Consider the following 14794-nt stretch of genomic DNA (forward strand, 5'->3'; position numbering starts at 1 on the left):
GAGTGGAGGCCTGTCCCGCGTCAGCACGACCCAAAGCGGAGGAGGGGTCCCCCATGAAGAACTTCCTTGGGAAGCGCGCTTTTGCCAGCGGTCTGTCGCTGGTAGGGCTCGTTGTCCTTGTATTTTTTCTTTCGCGACTGACAGGCGATCCAACGGATCTTTACCTGCCGCTGGATGCCAGCCTTGAAGCGCGGGAACAGTTCCGCGAGCTGAACGGCTTCAACGATCCGTTGCTTGTGCAGTTCGGCAACTATGTCTGGGATCTTCTGCACCTTGATTTCGGCCAGTCCATCCGCGAGGCGCGGCCTGCGATCGACGTGGTGTTGGAAGGCTTCAGCTGGACGCTGAGCCTTGCGATCGTGACCATGACGATTGTGACCATCGCCGCCGTCGTGATCGGTTCGCTTGCCGCCTTCCGCGTCGGCGGGATCTTCGACCGCATCGCCACCTTCTTTTCGCTGATCGGGGCATCGGCACCCGATTTCTGGATCGCAATCGTCGCCATCGTGATCTTCGCGGTGAACCTTGGCTGGTTGCCCACATCGGGCACAGGCACGATCTGGCACTGGATCCTGCCGGTTGCGGTGCTGTTCGTACGCCCGTTCGGTTTGATCCTGCAGGTGGTGCGCGGGTCCATGATCACGGCACTCTCATCTCCCTATGTGAAGACGGCCAAGGCCAAGGGTGTGCGCCCGCGTCCCATCATCTTCGTGCACGCGCTGCGCAACGGGCTGCTGCCGGTCATCACCGTGATCGGCGATCAGGCTGCGGCGATCCTGAACGGCGCGGTGGTGGTGGAAACGATCTTCGGCTTTCCCGGCATCGGCAAGCTGATGATCGATTCCATCCTGCAACGCGATTTCACCGTCGTGCTGGCCGCCATCATGATCTCGGCCCTCGCGATCTTTATCATGAACCTGCTGATCGATCTGGCTTATGCCGCCCTCGATCCGCGCATCAGGTATTGAGCCATGGCGATGAGTGACACCGCAACAACCAGTCCGCGCCCCAAACGCCCCTTCGGCACGTTCCTGAGCCTGCTTTGGGCCGACAAGTTCGCTTTCGTGGCCATGCTTTTCCTGCTGGTGGTGATCTTCTGCGCGATCTTCGGCCCCTGGCTGATGAGCGATGCGGCAGGCTCGCTTAACCTGCGCGGCCGCAACGCGCCGCCGTTCCAGCTTGATCTGGGCTGGGCGATGATCCTTGGCGCGGATTCGCTGGGCCGCCCGCTGCTGCCGCGCGTGATCATCGCCGCGCAGAACACGATGATGGTCGCTGCCGGTGCCGTGGTCTTTTCGATGATCATCGGCACCACGCTGGGCATGATCGCGGGTTATTCCCGCGGCCGGCTGGGGCAGATCATCCCGCGCCTTGCGGATGTGATCATGTCCTTCCCGTCGCTGCTGCTGGCGGTGATCGTGCTTTACATGCTGGAGCCTAGCGTTTCCAACATCATCATCGTGCTGGCGATCACCCGCATCCCCGTTTATCTGCGGACCGCCCGCGCCGAGGTGCTGGAAATCCGCGAGCGGATGTTCGTGCAGGCCGCCAAGGTCATGGGCGCATCCACGGGCCGCATCATCTTCCGCCACATCCTGCCGGTCGTCCTGCCCACGCTGGTCACGATCGCGACGCTGGATTTCGCCTTCGTGATGCTGGCCGAAAGCTCGCTTTCCTTCCTTGGCATCGGCATCCAGGCCCCCGAGGTGACGTGGGGGCTGATGGTGGCGCAGGGACGGGCCTATCTGACGAATGCGTGGTGGCTGTCGTTCTGGCCGGGTCTGGCCATCATCCTGACGACGCTGTCGCTGAACCTGATCTCCCACTGGCTGCGCATCGCGCTTGACCCCGCGCAACGCTGGCGGCTGGAAATGGGAGGACGCAAGAATGGCTGATCATCTGCTGGAAGTGCAGAACCTGTCGGTGGAATTCCACACGGCGCAGGGCACGGTGAAGGCGGTTCAGGATGTCTCGTGGCATCTGGACCGGGGGGAAACACTCGCCATCCTTGGTGAAAGCGGATCGGGCAAATCGGTTTCGGCCAGCGCCGTCATGAACCTGATCGACATGCCGCCGGGCCGGATCAGCCAGGGCCGCATCCTGCTGGACGGCCGCGACCTTCTGAAGATGACCGACGAAGAGCGCCGCCGCATCAACGGCAAGCGCATCGCCATGGTGTTCCAGGACCCGCTGGCCCACCTGAACCCGGTTTATACCGTCGGCTGGCAGATCGCCGAGATCATGTGCGTGCATGGCACCGCCCGCGAAAAGGCCCGCGCCCATGCGCTGGCCTTGCTGGAACGCGTCGGCATGCCCGAACCGGAAGCGGCGCTGGACAAGTATCCGCACCAGTTCTCGGGCGGGCAGCGCCAGCGGTTGATGATCGCGATGGCGGTGGCGATGAAGCCCGACATCCTGATCGCGGACGAACCGACGACCGCGCTGGACGTGACCGTTCAGGCCGAGGTTCTTTCCCTGATGCAGGAACTTCAGCGCGAAACAGGCATGGGCATCCTGCTGATCACGCACGATCTTGGCGTCGTGGCCGAAATTGCGGACCGTGTTGTGGTGATGAATGGCGGCCGGATTGTCGAAACGGGCGACGCCGCAGAAGTGTATCGCAATCCCCAGCACCCCTATACCAAGAAGCTGATCGGCGCGGCCCCCGGCAAGGGCCAGATGCCCGAGGAGATGGACCGCGACGGAGAGCCACTTCTGAGCGTCCAGATGCTTCGGAAGAACTATGGCGCGTTCCAGGCATTGAAGGGCGTCAGCTTCAACATCATGCAGGGCGAAACGGTCGCCGTGGTCGGGGAGTCCGGTTCGGGAAAATCCACGCTTGCCCGCGCCATTCTGCGGCTGGAGGAACCTGACGGAGGCAAGGCGCTGTATCGCGGGCGCGATCTGGTCTCGATGGACCTCAAAGAGCTGTTCAGCCTGCGCCGCGATATCCAGATGGTGTTCCAGGACCCGACGCAATCGCTTAATCCACGCATGACGGTGTTCCAGCTTATCTCTGAAGCGTGGGTCATACATCCGCAGATCCTGCCCAAGCCCCATTGGCGCGCGCGGGTGGCAGAGCTTCTGACCAAGGTCGGGCTGCATCCGGAAATGGCGCAACGCTATCCGCACCAGTTCTCTGGCGGGCAGCGCCAGCGGATCGCCATTGCGCGCGCGCTGGCGATGGAACCCAGCTTGATCATCTGCGACGAGGCGGTTTCGGCGCTGGACGTTTCCATTCAGGCGCAGGTGATCGAACTTCTGGACGGGCTGCGCCGCGAATTCGGGCTATCCTATCTTTTCATTGCCCATGACCTGCCGGTGGTGCGTGATTTCGCCGATCGCGTGATCGTCATGAAAGCCGGCCAGATCGTGGAGGAGGGGGCCGTTCGCCAAGTGTTCGAAGCCCCGCGTGAGGATTACACACGCGCGCTTCTGGCGGCGAGCCTTGATCCCGATCCCGAGGTTCAGGCCGCCCGCCGCGAGGCGCGCCGCAAGATGGAGACTGCTGCAGCATGAAGCCGGACCTTCTGGTGGCCTTCACCCCCCGCGTGCGCCAGATGGCGCAGCTGGAGGAGGCCTATACCTGCCATCGTTACGACACCGCAGCCGACAAGGAGGCGACGCTGGCCGAGGCGGGCCCGCGCTGCCGCGCCATGTTATGCAACGGCCATTTCGATCTGGACCGGGCTTTTCTTGACCAGATGCCCAACCTTGAACTGGTTGCCGTGACGTCTGCCGGTTTCGAAACGATCGATGTCGAGGCGCTGAAGGAACGCGGCATCAAGCTGACCAACACATCAAACGCGCTGGTGGACGATGTGGCCGACATGGCAGTGCTTTTGATGCTTGCCGCCCGCCGCCAGCTGGTGGAGGGGGACGCCTATGTCCGGTCGGGCGATTGGGGGCAGATGGGGATGTTCCCGCTGACCACCTCCACTGCCGGAAAGAGGCTGGGTATCGTCGGCCTTGGCAATATCGGCAGTGCGATCGCGAAGCGGTGCGAGGCGTTCGGGCTGCAGATCGGGTATTCCGGTCGAACGAAGAAGGACGTGCCCTATGCCTTCTTCGACAATCCCAAGGATCTTGCGGCGTGGTCGGACATCCTGATCGCCGCCACCTCGGGTGGGGCGGGCACGTCCCACCTGATCTCGGCCGAGGTTCTGGCCGCGCTGGGGGAAACGGGCAGTTTCGTCAACATCTCCCGCGGGACGGTGGTGGATGAAGACGCGCTGATCGCCGCGCTGGAAAACGGCACCATCGCCAGTGCCGGGCTGGACGTGTTCCTGAACGAACCCACCCCTGATCCGCGCCTGACAAAGCTGCCGAACGTGGTGCTTTATCCCCACCATGCCAGCGGTACGACCGAAACGCGCGACGCGATGCACCAGCTTGCGGTGGACAATCTTGCGGCCTTCTTTGCCGGCAGGCCGCTGCTGACGCAGGCGGTTTAAGTGAAATAGTCGGGGTGCTTCTTGCAAAGCGCCTCGACCTGCGTGACGGTGCGGCTCAGGTGGTTGCGGACGGCCGACATGGCGGCATCGGGATCGCCCGCCTCGATTGCATCGGCGATGGCCCCATGACATTCAAGAATCTTGGCGATCTTGCCTGCTTCGGGCAGGTGCAACTGCCGGACGCGTTCCATGTGGCCGGACCGTTCGCGCACCAGCCGGTTCAGTTCCGGCTGACCGACGGCGATGAACAGCGTCTGGTGGAACAATTCGTCCAGTTCCTGAAAAATGCGGTATTGGGACGGATCATCCGCCACCGCCTGCTGCATCCGGATGATGGACTGAAGCCGCGATCCCAGCCCCTCGGGCCGGGACGAGGCAAGACGGCGGCTGACCTCCGTTTCAAGGGCCAGTCGCAGGAACTGCGCTTCGCGCAGCTGTTCCGTGTCGATCCGGCTGACGATCGTGCGCGACTGCGGACGAATCATCACGAGCCCGTCCTGCGCCAGCTTCTGCAGCGCCTCGCGCAGCGGGGTCTGGCTGACGCCGTATTCGTCCGTCAGCTCGGTCCGCGACAGGGTTGAACCGGGCGGCAGCTCCAACGTGATGATCCGTTGGCGCAAACTGTCATAGATGCGCTGGACGGTGTTGCCCGTCGGCGCGTCGTGAATGGCAAGTCCTGACAAGGTTGGATTGGGCATTCTGCCTCCTATGCAGGCGATCTATTGCGACATGAACCGACAGACAAGCAAACTTCTTTCTTGATAGGTCTACCACACTAATATATCAGTTGGAGGACGCAAGCGCGAGGAGGCGCCAGCGTGACGGAGGGATATGATGAAAAAGACCTATGCCGACCTTCGCTCGGCCCGCTGGATGGTCCCGGATGACCAGCGCTCCTTTGGCCACCGCTCCCGCACGATGCAGATGGGGTACGATCCCGCCGACTGGGAGGGAAAGCCCATCATCGCGATCATCAACACATGGTCCGAGGCGCAGCCCTGCCACGTACATTTCAAGGATCGCGTGGAATGGGTGAAGCGCGGCGTCCTTCAGGCTGGCGGTTTCCCGATGGAACTTCCGGCGCTGTCGCTTTCGGAAAACTTCGTCAAACCGACGACGATGATGTACCGCAACCTGCTGGCGATGGAAACGGAGGAGCTTTTGCGCTCTCACCCTGTTGATGGCGCGGTGCTGATGGGCGGCTGCGACAAGACAACCCCGGCGCTGACGATGGGTGCCATCAGCATGGGCATTCCGTTCATCTTCCTGCCTGCCGGCCCGATGCTGCGCGGCAACTATGCAGGCAAATACCTCGGCTCGGGCACGGACGGGTTCAAGTACTGGGACGAGCGCCGCGCCGGCACGATCACGAAGGAAGAGTGGACGGGGATCGAAGGCGGCATCGCCCGATCCTATGGCCACTGCATGACGATGGGCACGGCCAGCACCATGACCTCCATCGCAGAAGGCATGGGGCTGACGCTTCCGGGCGCATCCTCCATCCCGGCTGCCGATGCCAGCCACCAGCGGATGAGCACGCAATGCGGCCGCCGCATTGTCGACATGGTGTGGGAAGACCTGACGCCGGAAAAGATCATCACCCCCGCCGCCGTGAAGAATGCCGTGACCGTCGCGATGGCCACCGGCTGTTCCACCAACGCCATCATCCACGTGATCGCGATGGCGCGCCGCGCCGGCATCGATCTGAAGCTTGAGGATCTGGACACGATCGGCCGCACGACGCCGGTGATCGCGAACATCCGCCCGTCCGGCACGACCTATCTGATGGAAGATTTCTATTACGCGGGGGGGCTTCGCGCGCTGATGAAGCAGCTGGGCGACAAGCTGGACCCGACCGCCATCACCGTGACCGGCAAGCCGCTGACCGACGGGCTGGAAGATGCGAAGATCTGGAACGAAGACGTGATCCGGCCGCTGTCGAACCCGGTTTATCACGAAGGCTCGCTGGCGGTGCTGAAGGGCAACCTGTGCCCGGATGGCGCGGTCATCAAGCCGGCCGCCTGCGATCCGAAGTTCCACAAGCATACCGGCCCCGCGCTGGTGGCCGACAACTATCCCGCTCTGAAGAAGATCATCGACGATCCCGATTATCCGCTAACGCCCGATACGGTTCTGGTGCTGCGCGGGGCGGGTCCGCAGGGCGGTCCGGGGATGCCCGAATGGGGCATGATTCCCATGCCGAAGGCGCTGCTGAAGCTGGGCCTTCGCGACATGGTGCGGATTTCGGATGCGCGGATGTCGGGCACGTCCTTCGGGGCCTGCGTGCTGCACGTCTCGCCCGAGGCGTATGTCGGCGGGCCGCTTGCGCTGCTGAAAACCGGCGACATGGTGGAGCTGGACATCCCGAACCGCAGCCTGAACATGATGGTGGACGAGGCAGAGCTTGAAGCCCGCCGTGCCGCATGGACCGCACCCGAACCGAAGTTCGAACGTGGCTATGGCTACATGTTCTCCAAGCATATCGAACAGGCCGACAAGGGCTGCGACTTCGACTTCCTGAAAACCGAGTTCGGCGGCAAGCCCCCCGAGCCTGTCATCTACTGAGGTCCCCGCGATGAATCCCGAAACCAAACGCAAGCTGATGGGCGTGTCGGTCGCAACGTTGTGTTCGGCGCTTTTCAAGCGCGGGCTGCGCAACCAGACGATCCAGGACGTGCGGCCCCTGCGCCCGCGCGGCAAGAACATGGTCGGCCCCGCTTTCACGCTGCGCTATATGCCGGCCCGCGAAGATCGCAACCCGATGAGCATCTTCCGAGATCCCAGGCATCCGCAGCGCGTCGCGATCGAAACCTGCCCCGAAGGCCATGTTCTGGTCATGGACAGCCGCAAGGACCCGCGCGCGGCCTCGGCGGGCGATATCCTGATCACGCGCCTGATGCAGCGCGGCGGTGCGGGGGTCGTGACCGATGGCGGCTTTCGCGATGCGATGAACATCGCGGCGCTGGACATGCCTTCTTATCACAACCGCCCGTCCAGCCCCACGAACCTGACCCTGCACGAGGCGATCGACATCAACGTGCCGATCGGTTGCGGCGATGTTGCCGTGTTCCCGGGCGACGTGGTCGTGGGCGATGATGACAGCGTCATTATCATTCCCGCCGATATCGCGGACGAGATAGCGGATGAGGCCGTGGAGATGACCGCCTACGAGGATTTCGTGATCGAGCGCGTGCGCGAAGGCCAGTCGATCATCGGCCTTTATCCTGCAACGGACGAAAAGAATCTTGAGCTATTCGCCGAATGGCGCAACGCCAACGGGAGGTAATTTCATGCTGCGCGAGAAGCTGACCGGCATCTCGGGCATTCTTGTCACCCCTTTCGACGAGGATGACCGTATTGCCCCGAACCGGTTGCGCCCGATCATCGACCGGGCCTTGAAGGCGGGGATGCACATCCCCGTCGTCAACGGCAACACGGGCGAATTTTATGGCCTGACCATGGATGAGGCCGAAACCATGATCGGCGCCGTGACCGAAATGGTCGCGGGCCGCGCGCCGGTTCTGGCGGGCGTGGGGCGCAGCGTGGGCGATGCCTGCCGCCTTGCCCGCGCCGCCAGGGCCGCCGGTGCAGCCGGCCTGATGGTGCACCAGCCGCCGGATCCATTTGCCGCACCGCGCGGCGTCAAAACCTATCTTTCGCGCGTGGCCGAGGCTGCGGACGGCCTGCCGCTGGTTCTTTATCTGCGCAATGACGCGATGGGCACGAAGGCCATTGCCGATCTGTGTTCGGTTCCGGGCGTGGCAGGCGTGAAATGGGCAACGCCCAATCCGTTGCGGCTGGCCGAGGCAATGGCCGCGTCCGATCCCGATATCGTTTGGGTGGGCGGGCTGGCCGAGGTCTGGGCGCCTGCACTTTATGCCGTGGGCGCGCGCGGCTTCACCTCTGGCCTGATCAACATCTGGCCCGAACGGTCGATGGCGATCCATGCCGCGCTTGAAGGGGGCGATTATGCCCGTGCCCGCGAATTGATCGCCGCCATGGCCCCGTTCGAGGAGGTTCGCGCCGAGGAGATGAACGGCACGAACGTGACCGGCGTGAAGGCGGCGCTGGCCGCCGTTGGGAATGACTGCGGGCCAACGCGGGCGCCATCAGCATGGCCGCTGACGCAGACGCAGGATGCAAGAATGCGCGCCTTCCTGCATGACAATGGTCTTGCACCGAAGGGCACAGCATGAGGATGTAATGAAACGCGGCCCGGGGAGGGGCCGCGTTGTTCTTTCAGGGAGGAAGACATGAGACTGACACTGGCCGGCGGCCTTGCCGTCTTGCTGATGGGTACCAGCGCCTTCGCGCAGGATCAGAACCGCAACATCACCGTAGTGCTTTCCGAAAACGTCGATCTGGTCGATCCCTGTATGGCCGCGCGCCAGCATATCGGGCGTGTCATCTCGGAAAACGTGAACGAGATGCTGGTCGAATTCGATTACGTCAATGGTGGGCTGAAGCCGCGCCTTGCAACCGAATGGAACCAGCTTGACGACAAGACGTGGCAGTTCAAGCTGCGCGAGGGCGTCAACTTCCACGACGGCAAGCCGTTCACTGCCAAGGACGTGCAGTTCACGATCGAGCGGAACAAGAACCCGAACATCACCTGCGAGGTGGGCGGCAAATATTTCGGCGGGATCGAGTTTTCCTTCAACATCGTCGATGACCACACCATCGACATCACGACGGAACCGGCGCTGCCCATCCTGCCGCTGCTTTTGTCGGTCATGCCCATTTCTTCGGCCGAAGCGACGCCGGAAAACGAATATACCCGTTCGCCCGTGGGCACCGGCCCCTATGTCTTCGATACATGGAACGTGGGCCAGTCTGTCGTGCTGACGCGCAACCCCGACTACTGGGGCGAACAGCCCGAGGTGGAGCAGGCGACGTATATCGCCCGCAGCGACAGTTCGGTCGCGGCGGCGATGGTGCAAACGGGCGAGGCGGATATCGTGCCGTCCATCGCGATGCAGGATGCGACCAATCCCGAAACGGATTTCGCCTATCCCAACTCCGAAACCACCTATCTGCGGATCGACCTGCGCCATTCGCCGCTGGATGACCGCCGCATCCGGGAGGCGCTGAACATTGCCGTCGACCGCGAGGCGATGATCGGGACGCTGCTGCCCGAGGAGGCGAAGATCGCAACCCAGCTCGTGGTGCCGACGACGATCGGCTATAACGAGAAGATCGAACCTTGGCCCTATGATCCCGAACGTGCTGCCGAACTGGTCGCAGAAGCGAAGGCCGATGGCGTCCCGGTGGAAAAAGAGATCAAGATCATCGGCCGGAACGGGCTGTTCCCGAACGGGACCGAGACGATGGAAGCCATGATGGCCATGTATCAGGCCGTTGGCCTGAACGTGACGCTGGAAATGAACGATGTGTCGGTCTGGAACAACTATTTCGTCCGGCCCTTCTCGAACGAGCCGATCCCGACGCTGACCCAGGCGCAGCATGACAACGCCACGGGCGATCCCGTCTTCACCGCCTATGTTAAATATGCCTCGGACGGGATCCAGTCGATGGTGGAGGACGAGGAGCTGGACCAACTGATCGCCGATGCCACCGTTGCCGCCGGCGAAGAGCGCGAGGAGCTGTGGAAGCAGGTCTTCTGGAAGGCCGAGCACGAGATCATCGCAAACGTGCCGATGTTCCACATGGTTGGTTTCACCCGTGTTTCGCCGCGTCTGGATTATACCCCGACAATCGCGGCCAACTCGGAACTGCAACTGGCCCAGATCAGCTTCCGCTGATCGGATCGCCGCGCCCTTCCGGGGCGCGGCCATTTTCGCGGAGGTGCGGATGCCGCTGATCCACCATCAAGAATTGCAGAATTTCGCCGAAGCCATGCTTCTTGCTGCCGGCATGGAGGAGGACAAGGCCGAAGCCACCGCCGCCGTTCTGGTGGAAGGTGACATGATCGGCCATGACACGCACGGCGTCAGTCTGATTTCATGGTACATGGACGCGCTGGCCGACGGGTCGATGAACGGGCGCGGCGCGTACGAGGTTGTCAGCGATCGCGGGGCAAGCTTCGTCTGGGACGGGCACATGCTTCCGGGGGCGTGGCTTTTCACCAAGGCGCTGGATCAGGCGATGGACCGCGTGGCCACGCATGGCGTGGTGACGGCGGCGATCCGCAATTGCCATCATACCTGCGCCCTGTCGGCCTATCTTCGGCGAGTGACGGAACGCGGGCTGATTGCGCAGATTTCTTGTTCCAACGCGGGTGCGGCGCGGGTTGCGCCTTTTGGCGGTCGTAAGGCGGTGCTGACGCCGAACCCCCTGGCGGTGGGCATGCCCACACGGTCCGACCCGATCCTTGTGGATGTTTCCACCTCCATCGCGACAACAACGATGGCGCAGCAACTGGCAAAGCGGGGGGAAAGGTTTCCGGGCGACTGGGCGCTGACGGCCGAAGGCGTGCCGACGGATGATCCCGCCGCCATGACCGAGCGCGGCGGCAGCCTGATGCCATTGGGCGGGGCGGAAAAAGGCCACAAGGGCTTTGGCCTTGCGCTTATGGTGGATGTGCTGGGGCAGGGGTTGTCGGGCAAGGGCCGCGCCACGACGCCTGCGGGCACATTTTCCCAGTCGGCAATGATACAGGTGATCGACCCCGAGGCGTTCTGCGGCGTCGATGCCTTTACCGAGCAATCGGAATGGACGGCGCAGGCCTGCCGCAGCAACCCGCCCGCCGAAGGGCAGGGGCCGGTGCGGGTTCCCGGCGACAGCGCCGCCCGCAAACGCCGCAGTGCGCTGGAGGCGGGGGTGCCCATCTCGGACGAGCTTCACGCAAAGCTGCGGCGTGCCGCCGCCCGTTCAGGCGTTTCGCTGCCGGCTGCGCTGGCTTAATCGGCTTCGGGCATCACCGTGACGCTGGCCGTCATGCCGTTGGCCAGCGCAAAGCTGTGGGGGGCGCCTTCCAGCGCGATTTCCACGGGAATGCGCTGCGCCAGCCGGATCCACTGGAAGGATGGGGTCGGCGCCTGCAGCATCGAGGTCGACATGTCCTCGGAGAAGGAAATGCCGGTCGAGATGCCGGAAACACGACCCGAAAGCTCCTCGTCATGCGCGATCAGGCGCACGCGGACGGGATCGCCCACGTCGATGCCGGAGATCTGCGTTTCCATGAAAAAGGCGTCGATGCGGAAGCTGTTCGTGTCGACCATCACCATGGCATTGTTGCCCGCAGCCGCGAAATCCCCGACATTCGCCGTCAGGTTGGTGATCTGCCCGTCGCGCGGGGCGTGAACCTCGGTCCGTTGCAGATCAAGCCGCGCGCGCTCCAGCGCGGCTTCGGCCGAGCGGACCTCGGCATCGGCGGCATCGGTGGCCAGAACCGCGGAGCGCACCTCCACCTCGGCGACGGATCGGGGGCTGCTTTCCTGCTGACGAAGCAGCCGGTCTGCCTGCTGGCGGTTGTTTTCCGCGCGGGCGCGGGCGCTTGCAAGGCTTGCCTCGGCCTGCGTGACGGCAAGGCGATAATTGGAAGGATCGATCTTCATCAGCAGATCGCCCTTGCGCACCATCTGGTTGTTGGTCACCGGCACCTCGGTCACGGCGCCGGATACCTGCGGGGCGATCTGGATCAGATCGGCGCGCACATGGGCATCGCGCGTCCACGGGTCGCGGAACACATTGTCCCAGACATAGATGCCGGCGAACATCGCGGCGATGGCGATCAGCGTGGTCAGGATCAGACGGATCAGGATCATCTTAAAGGTCCGGTAGAAGCGCGACGACAAGGCCGAGGAGAACAAAATAAAGCGCAAGGCGCGCCAGCGGAGGATGCCAGAACAGCCGCCATCCTGCCACGCGCAGCATCAGCGCGTCGATCACGAACCACAGCGCCGAGGCGATGATGGCGCAGATCAGAAGGCCGGGCAGGTAAAGGCCAAGGAAGGCAATCTCGGATTTCATGGGGCACCGGCGGCTGGGGACAGAAGGTCTGCGGCCAGAAGCACGCGAAGCGCCTCGGCCTGAAGCAGGAAGCGTCGCACCAACGGATCGGCGCTGTCATGCGCGGCCTGATCAAGCGTGCGGAAGGCCGAAAGGTCGGCGCTGCGCCCGCGCACCCTGTCGCGCGTGGCGGCAAGCATCGGCGGAACCAGCGCGCCCAAATCGGCGGGCAGGGCGGGATCGGCGGCCGTGTTGCGCAGCCGGTCGCAGGCCAGCCCCGCGACCAGCGCACCGCGCGCCCGGCGGATCAGGTGGGCATCTTCCGGCCGGTCGGCATCAAGGCCCGAGGCGTAATCGCTGAACATGTCGATCATCTCGTCGAAGAAGCGAAGGCGCGGCATGTGGTTTCGCGGCGCGGCCATGCGCATCAGAAGGCCGGTGGTGCCGCGGCGCAGATGGCGTTGCAGCCAGCCGTGATCTTCGGGAAAGATCACCGTGATCGCGATGATGAAGGCCGGCGGCAGCAGGGCCATCGTCGCGGCAACGTTGAACAGCGTCGAAGGGCTGAAGGTTGGCGTGTTCGACGGCTGCAACCCGATGGAGATCATGATCATGCTGCCGATCGCCAGCGGCAGAAGCTGGATTGCCCCCGCGATGAAGAAGATGACGAAGACGGTCACCCCCATCAGAAGGGCCAATGCCGGAAACCCTTCCACATGCGCGGTGGCCATCATCAGCCCGATGGAAATGCAAAGCCCCGAGAAAAGGCCCGGGGCAAGCGCCTTGCCCGCCATCACGCGCACGGGGCGCGGCACGATGGTTGGCAGCAGAAGCGACAATGCCGGCACGATCATCGCGAGGGAGTTCCCACCCTTCCAGCCCGTGGCAAGCCAGATCGCGGAGATGAGGATCAGCATGATCGCCGGGCGAAGCCCGTATTGCACCGCCGCCAGCCTGTCACGATACCGGCGGGTGGAGGGAACATGACGGGGCGCTTCGGGCAGGCGGGCCAGCGCCACCTTCGCATCCACCAGCACCGCCCGCGCACGGGCAAGGGCCGCCAGCCGGCTTGCCAGATCCGCCAGCGATTGTTCCAGAACCGCCACATCGACGCGCCGCGCGGGAACCAGTGCCGATGCGTGAACCTCCAGCGACAGGGCGGCAGCCTCGTCCCCTGCATCCAGAAGGTCATCGGCGGCGGCCTCATCGCCCATGATGCGCGCGCAAAGCGCGGCAAGCACCTGCCGGGTGTTGCGAAGGTGGGGGATGTCGAATGCGGTTTCGGGGATATTCTCGCTGGCAAAGCGGATCGCCGTCAGGGCAACGGCCACGCGGTCAAGCTCATGCGCGACGCTGGCCATGCGCGGCTTGCGCCAGTTGTGACGCGACCGTTCATATGTCAGCGAACGCAGTTCGGTATGCGCGGCCCCTATGGCGGACATCACGCCCTTTTCCGGCGCGGCAAGCGGCGGATGCCGTTGCGCCAGAACGCTGTCGGCAAGCTGCCGCACGGCCCGCTGCGCCTGACCCAGCTGCGTGGCGGCGTTATCGGAAACCGACCGTGGGAAGACGGTCAGCATCACCACGAAGCCGCAGACGATGGGAATCATCGTTTCCGTCATCCGCGCCAGCGTCAGCGGCCATGCCTGCGCGGGATCGGCCTGCGTGTCCAGGACGATGACCAGCGCCGTGAATCCGCAGGTGGCATAGCCATAGGCGTCGATCCCGCTTTCCATCCGCGTCAGGTAACCGACAAGGAAAATCAGGATCGCCGTAGCCCCGATCGCCTGCGGGGCCGATTGCGCAAAGCACAGCGCAATGGCAAATCCGGCCAGGGCGCCTGCGAAGGTGCCGGCCATGCGGGCGACGCTGCGCCACACCATGGTTCCCGCCTCGGGCCGCACGATCAGCGGCACGGTCATCAGCGCCCAGTAGGTGTGGTTCAGATCGAACAGGAAGGCGGTGAACAGCGACAGCACGACCGTCAGCGCAACCTTGAAGGCGTAAACGGCCCGCATGCCCGAGAAGTCGGGCATGCCACGGCGCAGTCCGATCGCCATGCTGCCCGCCTGCGTCATTGCCGTCCCGCCCTTCCAATGAATACCGGCCCGAAGCGGATGTTTGTCCGTCGGGCCCGGTTAGAGATAGCGGCGATGGCCGATCAAGGCAAATCGGTCAAAATGTCCAATGCGCGCAAACCGTAAGCACGGATCGCGACCTCACCCTTTAATTGCCGCGATCGATGAAGCCTGCCTGCTCCGAACACAAAAAGATGATAGGGGCTGCGACCTTTGAAGCCGTGCCGCGGCGCTGTGCTTTCAGGAACGAGTCGATGGACGCGGACGAGCACCTTCGTGCCAGTTCCATCGCCATCTCCTTGAAGATCCGGCGCGACAACGGGCGGATGGGCGCTGTTCCGTCAGCACCAC

14 protein-coding genes are annotated in these 14794 nt (G+C 63.7%); 9 read left to right on the plus strand and 5 right to left on the minus strand.

Annotation, left to right across the window (positions count from 1 at the left end):
- Nucleotides 1-53 precede the first annotated feature (53 nt).
- From JX25_RS03405 to JX25_RS03420, 4 genes are read left to right on the plus strand one after another with little or no spacing between them, the layout of a single operon-like run.
- The gene (locus tag JX25_RS03405; RefSeq protein ID WP_128253691.1) at nucleotides 54-968 is read left to right on the plus strand and encodes an ABC transporter permease; all 915 of its coding nucleotides are present in this window, start codon (nucleotides 54-56) and stop codon (nucleotides 966-968) included.
- A gap of 3 nt (nucleotides 969-971) precedes the next feature.
- Nucleotides 972-1895, plus strand: coding sequence for an ABC transporter permease (locus tag JX25_RS03410; RefSeq protein WP_241557840.1), 924 nt, complete (start codon nucleotides 972-974; stop codon nucleotides 1893-1895).
- Complete coding sequence (locus tag JX25_RS03415; protein ID WP_128253693.1) at nucleotides 1888-3519, plus strand: ABC transporter ATP-binding protein; 1632 nt, start codon at nucleotides 1888-1890, stop codon at nucleotides 3517-3519. Before JX25_RS03410 ends, JX25_RS03415 begins: the two co-directional genes overlap by 8 nt.
- On the plus strand, nucleotides 3516-4454 hold the full coding sequence (locus JX25_RS03420) for a 2-hydroxyacid dehydrogenase (protein WP_128253694.1): 939 nt from the start codon (nucleotides 3516-3518) through the stop codon (nucleotides 4452-4454). Before JX25_RS03415 ends, JX25_RS03420 begins: the two co-directional genes overlap by 4 nt.
- Here the strand turns inward: JX25_RS03420 and JX25_RS03425 are convergent.
- Nucleotides 4451-5152 (minus strand): GntR family transcriptional regulator, encoded by a 702-nt coding sequence (locus JX25_RS03425; protein ID WP_128253695.1) that lies wholly within the window; start codon nucleotides 5150-5152, stop codon nucleotides 4451-4453. The genes JX25_RS03420 and JX25_RS03425 overlap by 4 nt on opposite strands.
- 133 nt (nucleotides 5153-5285) lie before the next feature.
- Between JX25_RS03425 and araD the strand changes: the two genes are divergently transcribed.
- From araD to JX25_RS03450, 5 genes are read left to right on the plus strand one after another with little or no spacing between them, the layout of a single operon-like run.
- Nucleotides 5286-7019 carry an L-arabinonate dehydratase gene (gene araD, locus JX25_RS03430; protein ID WP_128253696.1) on the plus strand — a complete coding sequence of 578 codons (1734 nt, stop codon included), beginning with the start codon at nucleotides 5286-5288 and terminating at the stop codon, nucleotides 7017-7019.
- Between the two features lie 10 nt (nucleotides 7020-7029).
- Nucleotides 7030-7740 (plus strand): ribonuclease activity regulator RraA, encoded by a 711-nt coding sequence (locus JX25_RS03435; protein WP_128253697.1) that lies wholly within the window; start codon nucleotides 7030-7032, stop codon nucleotides 7738-7740.
- A 4-nt stretch (nucleotides 7741-7744) separates the two neighbouring features.
- On the plus strand, nucleotides 7745-8650 hold the full coding sequence (locus JX25_RS03440) for a dihydrodipicolinate synthase family protein (RefSeq protein ID WP_128253698.1): 906 nt from the start codon (nucleotides 7745-7747) through the stop codon (nucleotides 8648-8650).
- Between the two features lie 57 nt (nucleotides 8651-8707).
- Complete coding sequence (locus tag JX25_RS03445; protein WP_128253699.1) at nucleotides 8708-10216, plus strand: ABC transporter substrate-binding protein; 1509 nt, start codon at nucleotides 8708-8710, stop codon at nucleotides 10214-10216.
- 49 nt (nucleotides 10217-10265) lie between these two features.
- Nucleotides 10266-11318, plus strand: a complete 1053-nt coding sequence (locus JX25_RS03450; protein WP_128253700.1) for an Ldh family oxidoreductase — start codon at nucleotides 10266-10268, stop codon at nucleotides 11316-11318.
- Here the strand turns inward: JX25_RS03450 and JX25_RS03455 are convergent.
- From JX25_RS03455 to JX25_RS14740, 4 genes are all read right to left on the minus strand, one after another.
- A complete protein-coding gene (locus tag JX25_RS03455; protein WP_128253701.1) occupies nucleotides 11315-12181 on the minus strand; it encodes an efflux RND transporter periplasmic adaptor subunit in 867 nt (288 codons plus the stop codon). The genes JX25_RS03450 and JX25_RS03455 overlap by 4 nt on opposite strands.
- A gap of 1 nt (nucleotide 12182) precedes the next feature.
- On the minus strand, nucleotides 12183-12386 hold the full coding sequence (locus tag JX25_RS03460; protein WP_128253702.1) for a DUF1656 domain-containing protein: 204 nt from the start codon (nucleotides 12384-12386) through the stop codon (nucleotides 12183-12185).
- Nucleotides 12383-14425, minus strand: a complete 2043-nt coding sequence (locus JX25_RS03465; RefSeq protein WP_164876041.1) for an FUSC family protein — start codon at nucleotides 14423-14425, stop codon at nucleotides 12383-12385. The genes JX25_RS03460 and JX25_RS03465 overlap by 4 nt, the downstream gene beginning before the upstream one ends.
- Nucleotides 14426-14591: 166 nt before the next feature.
- A complete protein-coding gene (locus tag JX25_RS14740) occupies nucleotides 14592-14732 on the minus strand; it encodes a hypothetical protein (RefSeq protein WP_164876042.1) in 141 nt (46 codons plus the stop codon).
- Between the last annotated feature and the right edge of the window lie 62 nt (nucleotides 14733-14794).

The sequence above is a fragment of the Falsirhodobacter deserti genome (genome assembly GCF_004015795.1).
Lineage (GTDB): Bacteria > Pseudomonadota > Alphaproteobacteria > Rhodobacterales > Rhodobacteraceae > Falsirhodobacter > Falsirhodobacter deserti.

What these genes read in the sequence shown, in the direction of transcription:
- JX25_RS03405 (WP_128253691.1), top strand. Translation starts at nt 54, where the DNA reads ATGAAGAACTTCCTTGGGAAGCGCGCTTTTGCCAGCGGTCTGTCGCTG.
- JX25_RS03410 (WP_241557840.1), top strand. Translation starts at nt 972, where the DNA reads ATGGCGATGAGTGACACCGCAACAACCAGTCCGCGCCCCAAACGCCCC.
- JX25_RS03415 (WP_128253693.1), top strand. Translation starts at nt 1,888, where the DNA reads ATGGCTGATCATCTGCTGGAAGTGCAGAACCTGTCGGTGGAATTCCAC.
- JX25_RS03420 (WP_128253694.1), top strand. Translation starts at nt 3,516, where the DNA reads ATGAAGCCGGACCTTCTGGTGGCCTTCACCCCCCGCGTGCGCCAGATG.
- JX25_RS03425 (WP_128253695.1), bottom strand. Translation starts at nt 5,152, where the DNA reads ATGCCCAATCCAACCTTGTCAGGACTTGCCATTCACGACGCGCCGACG.
- araD (WP_128253696.1), top strand. Translation starts at nt 5,286, where the DNA reads ATGATGAAAAAGACCTATGCCGACCTTCGCTCGGCCCGCTGGATGGTC.
- JX25_RS03435 (WP_128253697.1), top strand. Translation starts at nt 7,030, where the DNA reads ATGAATCCCGAAACCAAACGCAAGCTGATGGGCGTGTCGGTCGCAACG.
- JX25_RS03440 (WP_128253698.1), top strand. Translation starts at nt 7,745, where the DNA reads ATGCTGCGCGAGAAGCTGACCGGCATCTCGGGCATTCTTGTCACCCCT.
- JX25_RS03445 (WP_128253699.1), top strand. Translation starts at nt 8,708, where the DNA reads ATGAGACTGACACTGGCCGGCGGCCTTGCCGTCTTGCTGATGGGTACC.
- JX25_RS03450 (WP_128253700.1), top strand. Translation starts at nt 10,266, where the DNA reads ATGCCGCTGATCCACCATCAAGAATTGCAGAATTTCGCCGAAGCCATG.
- JX25_RS03455 (WP_128253701.1), bottom strand. Translation starts at nt 12,181, where the DNA reads ATGATCCTGATCCGTCTGATCCTGACCACGCTGATCGCCATCGCCGCG.
- JX25_RS03460 (WP_128253702.1), bottom strand. Translation starts at nt 12,386, where the DNA reads ATGAAATCCGAGATTGCCTTCCTTGGCCTTTACCTGCCCGGCCTTCTG.
- JX25_RS03465 (WP_164876041.1), bottom strand. Translation starts at nt 14,425, where the DNA reads ATGGCGATCGGACTGCGCCGTGGCATGCCCGACTTCTCGGGCATGCGG.
- JX25_RS14740 (WP_164876042.1), bottom strand. Translation starts at nt 14,732, where the DNA reads ATGGAACTGGCACGAAGGTGCTCGTCCGCGTCCATCGACTCGTTCCTG.